3 protein-coding genes are annotated in these 4,399 nt (G+C 69.9%); all 3 read right to left on the bottom strand.

The window, feature by feature from the left end:
• Nucleotides 1-82: 82 nt before the first annotated feature.
• A complete protein-coding gene (gene ileS / locus ACFV9W_RS33695; protein ID WP_385768846.1) occupies nucleotides 83-3,220 on the bottom strand; it encodes an isoleucine--tRNA ligase in 3,138 nt (1,045 codons plus the stop codon).
• Nucleotides 3,221-3,583: 363 nt separating this feature from the next.
• Nucleotides 3,584-3,775 (bottom strand): DUF1059 domain-containing protein, encoded by a 192-nt coding sequence (locus tag ACFV9W_RS33690; RefSeq protein ID WP_385768844.1) that lies wholly within the window; start codon nucleotides 3,773-3,775, stop codon nucleotides 3,584-3,586.
• 320 nt (nucleotides 3,776-4,095) lie between these two features.
• Nucleotides 4,096-4,399, bottom strand: a 304-nt coding sequence (locus tag ACFV9W_RS33685) for a hypothetical protein (RefSeq protein WP_385768842.1), incomplete at its 5' end; no start/stop codon positions are given.

Genomic DNA, 4,399 nt, shown 5'->3' with positions numbered 1-4,399 from the left:
AGACACAACCGTTTCGGGCCACCCGCCCCTTCGGGTGCCGCCTTGCCCACCCGGCCGGGCGGGCAAGGCGGCGGGGCGTCGGCTACACCTTGCGGAGGGCGAAGGTCAGGCTCAGGCCCTCGTCCGTGAACGGGGAGCCGTACGAGTCGTCCGGCTCGCCCTGGGCGAACTCCGTCGCCAGGACCTCGTCGGAGATCAGCTCCGTGTGCTCGGACAGGGCCGAGATCACCGCCGGGTCCGTGGAGGTCCAGCGCAGGGCGATCCGGTCCGCCACGTCCAGGCCGCTGTTCTTGCGGGCCTCCTGGATCAGGCGGATCGCGTCACGGGCCAGGCCCGCCTGCCGCAGCTCCTCCGTGAGCTCCAGGTCGAGGGCGACCGTCGCGCCGGAGTCGGACGCGACCGACCAGCCCTCGCGCGGGGTCTCCGTGATGATGACCTCATCGGGCGCGAGGTCGATCTTCTCGCCGTCGACCTCCACCGAGGCGGTGCCCTCGCGCAGGGCCAGGGAGAGCGCCGCGGCGTCCGCGTTCGCGACCGCCTTCGCCACGTCCTGGACGCGCTTGCCGAACCGCTTGCCGAGCGCCCGGAAGTTCGCCTTGGCGGTGGTGTCCACCAGGCTGCCGCCGACGTCCGAGAGCGAGGCCAGGGACGAGACGTTCAGCTCCTCCGTGATCTGGTCCCGGAGCTCGGGGGAGAGGTCCGCGAAGCCCGTCGCCGCGACCAGCGCGCGGGAGAGCGGCTGGCGGGTCTTGACGCCCGACTCCGCGCGCGTGGCGCGGCCGAGCTCGACGAGCCGGCGGACCAGCGCCATCTGCGTGGACAAGGTCGGGTCGATCGCCGACGTGTCGGCCTCCGGCCACGACGACAGGTGCACCGACTCCGGGGCGCCCGGGGTGACCGGCACGACCAGGTCCTGCCACACGCGCTCCGCGATGAACGGCGTGAGCGGCGCCATCAGCTGAGTGATCGTCACCACCACGTCGTGCAGGGTGCGCAGCGCGGCCTTGTCGCCCTGCCAGAAGCGGCGCCGCGAGCGACGCACGTACCAGTTGGAGAGGTCGTCGACGAACGCCGAGAGCAGCTTGCCCGCGCGCTGGGTGTCGTAGGCCTCAAGGGCCTTGGTGACCTCGTCCGTGAGCAGGTGCAGCTCGGACAGCAGCCAGCGGTCGAGGACGGTGCGCTCGGCCGGGGCCGGGTCCGCCTCGCTCGGCGCCCACTCGGACGTACGGGCGTACAGGGCCTGGAAGGCGACCGTGTTCCAGTACGTGAGGAGCGTCTTGCGGACGACCTCCTGGATCGTGCCGTGGCCGACGCGGCGGGCCGCCCACGGGGAGCCGCCGGCCGCCATGAACCAGCGCACCGCGTCCGCGCCGTGCCGGTCCATGAGCGGGATCGGGTCCAGCGTGTTGCCCAGGTGCTTGGACATCTTGCGGCCGTCCTCGGCGAGGATGTGGCCGAGGCACACCACGTTCTCGTAGGACGACTTGTCGAAGACCAGGGTGCCGATCGCCATCAGCGTGTAGAACCAGCCGCGCGTCTGGTCGATGGCCTCGGAGATGAACTGCGCCGGGTAGCGGGACTCGAACAGTTCCTTGTTCTTGTACGGGTAGCCCCACTGCGCGAACGGCATCGAGCCCGAGTCGTACCAGGCGTCGATGACCTCGGGCACGCGCACCGCTTCGAGGGAGCAGCCCTCGTGGGTGCAGGTGAACGTGACGTCGTCGATGAACGGGCGGTGCGGGTCGAGGGAACCCTGGTCCGAGCCGGTCAGCTCGGTCAGCTCCGCGCGCGAGCCGACGCACGTGAGGTGGTTCTCCTCGCAGCGCCAGATCGGCAGCGGGGTGCCCCAGTAGCGGTTGCGGGACAGCGCCCAGTCGATGTTGTTCTGCAGCCAGTCGCCGAAGCGGCCGTTCTTCACGGTCTCCGGGAACCAGTTGGTCTTCTCGTTCTCCTGGAGGAGCCGGTCCTTGATCGCCGTGGTGCGGATGTACCAGGACGGCTGCGCGTAGTAGAGCAGCGCCGTGTGGCAGCGCCAGCAGTGCGGGTAGCTGTGCTCGTACGGGATGTGCTTGAAGAGCAGTCCGTGGTTCTGCAGGTCCTCGGTCAGCTGTTCGTCGGCCTTCTTGAAGAAGACGCCGCCGACCATCGGGACCTCGGGGCCGAACGTGCCGTCGGGCAGCACCGGGTTCACGACCGGCAGTCCGTACGCGCGGCAGACCTTGAGGTCGTCCTCACCGAACGCGGGGGACTGGTGGACCAGACCCGTACCGTCCTCGGTCGTCACGTAGTCGGCGTTGACGACGTAGTGCGCCTCGGCCGGGAACTCCACCAGCTCGAACGGACGTTGGTACTTCCAACGCTCCATCTCGGCGCCGGTGAAGGACTCGCCGGTCGTCTCCCAGCCCTCGCCGAGCGCCTTCTCGACGAGCGGCTCGGCGACGACGAGCTTCTCCTCGCCGTTCGTGGCGACGACGTACGTCACGTCGGGGTGTGCGGCGACCGCCGTGTTGGACACCAGGGTCCAGGGGGTCGTCGTCCAGATCAGCAGCGAGGCCTGGCCCGCCAGCGGACCGGAGGTGAGGGGGAAACGGACATAGACCGAGGGGTCGACGACCGTCTCGTAGCCCTGCGCCAGCTCGTGGTCGGAGAGGCCGGTGCCGCAGCGCGGGCACCAGGGGGCGACGCGGTGGTCCTGGACCAGGAGGCCCTTGTTGAAGATCTCCTTCAGCGACCACCAGACCGAGTCCACGTACTCCGGGTTCATCGTCCGGTACGCGTCGTCGAGGTCGACCCAGTAACCCATGCGGGTCGTCAGGTCGGAGAAGGCGTCGGTGTGCCGGGTCACGGACTCGCGGCACTTGGCGTTGAACTCGGCGATGCCGTACGCCTCGATGTCCTTCTTGCCGCTGAAGCCGAGCTCCTTCTCGACCGCCAGCTCCACCGGGAGGCCGTGGCAGTCCCAGCCCGCCTTGCGGGCCACGTGGTAGCCGCGCATCGTGCGGAAGCGGGGGAACACGTCCTTGAAGACGCGGGCCTCGATGTGGTGGGCGCCCGGCATGCCGTTGGCCGTGGGCGGGCCCTCGTAGAACACCCACTCGGGGCGCCCCTCGGACTGCTCCAGGGTCTTGGCGAAGATCTTCTGCTCGTCCCAGAAGTCGAGCACCGCGTGCTCAAGGGCGGGCAGGTCGACCTGGGCGGGCACCTGGCGGTACTGCGTCATCAGTCTTCCTCCGGCGGATCTGCCTTCTTCCGTCGGAGGGACGAGAGGCTGCTGCGCCGTGTGCGGCGCGCTCCCGCGGTACCACCCTCCTTGGCCCGCCGGGGCGTGGTGCGCTCCGGTGAGCCCCCTCATTGGGGTCGCGATGCCGGGTCTACTGGCCGCTGGCTGTGCGCTGCGGCGTTCTTCCGGCGGCTCCGGGGTGATCTTCGCGTCGCGCTCGCCGCCGGGCTTCCACCGTCCCCGGTTCGCTCTTGGCTGCGTACGCCGCTACTCGGCCCCATCCACGCTTTTCGCTCCGCCCAGTGTACGGCGCCCGGGGCGGGGCGGCCGACCGGTTTTGCGAGGGGTCGGGGCTGGGTGGGGTCAGGCGTGCTGCGGGATCTCGTCCTTGAGGCCGGAGCGGACCATCTCCCGCAGTTCAGGGCCGTCGGCGTGGCCGTGCACGGAGGCGGCGTGCTCGGAGGCCGCGCGTACGACCTCTTCCTCCTCGCCGGAGATGGTGAGCGTGCAGTTCATCTCGCTGGGCATGTCCCGGCAGTCGGCTACTTTGCGCATGATGATGCACCTTCTGTCCTTTTGGCCCATTCTATGCCCGGGAAGGGGCGGCGGAGCGGGCAGATGAGGCGGCACCGGTCCGTGGTCGGCCGGGGCGGGGGAGTGACCCGAATGGCGACACGGTGCGCGCCGGCGGGTGCGGTCCGGGAAGCGGCGGATTACCGGGCGGGGAGCTGGGCACAACGCTTGCAAGCTGCCCCGCGGTGGGTGTTCGTCCCGTTGCCGTGGGCCCTGAGTCGATTTATCGTCCCAGCACGATTCGCGAGCAAGATCACAAATTGTGAAGGGGCCGCGACCATGGTGGCGAAGAAGACCGCCGATCAGCAGTCGGAGTCCGGGAGAACCACGGGCGCGGCAGCCTCCGGCGGTTCCGGGAAGGGTGCGGCCGGAGCGAAGGCGTCCGCGACGCCGGAGCCGAAGGAGACACCTACCGGCAAGAAGAAGACGGCCGCCGCGTCGCACGCGACGACATCCCGCAAACAGACGAGCGCGAAGGCGACGGCTACGTCTACGAAGGCTGCGGCGACGTCTGCGAAGGCGGAACCGGAGGAGGCCGCGTCTACGAAGGCCGCGACCACGAAGGCGACGCATGGGAAGGGCGCTTCTACGAAGGCGACGCATGCG

Source organism: Streptomyces sp. NPDC059897 (assembly GCF_042730865.1).
GTDB lineage: Bacteria > Actinomycetota > Actinomycetes > Streptomycetales > Streptomycetaceae > Streptomyces.
Note: the sequence above shows the minus strand (reverse complement) of the source record. Positions and strands in the feature narration are given on the sequence as shown.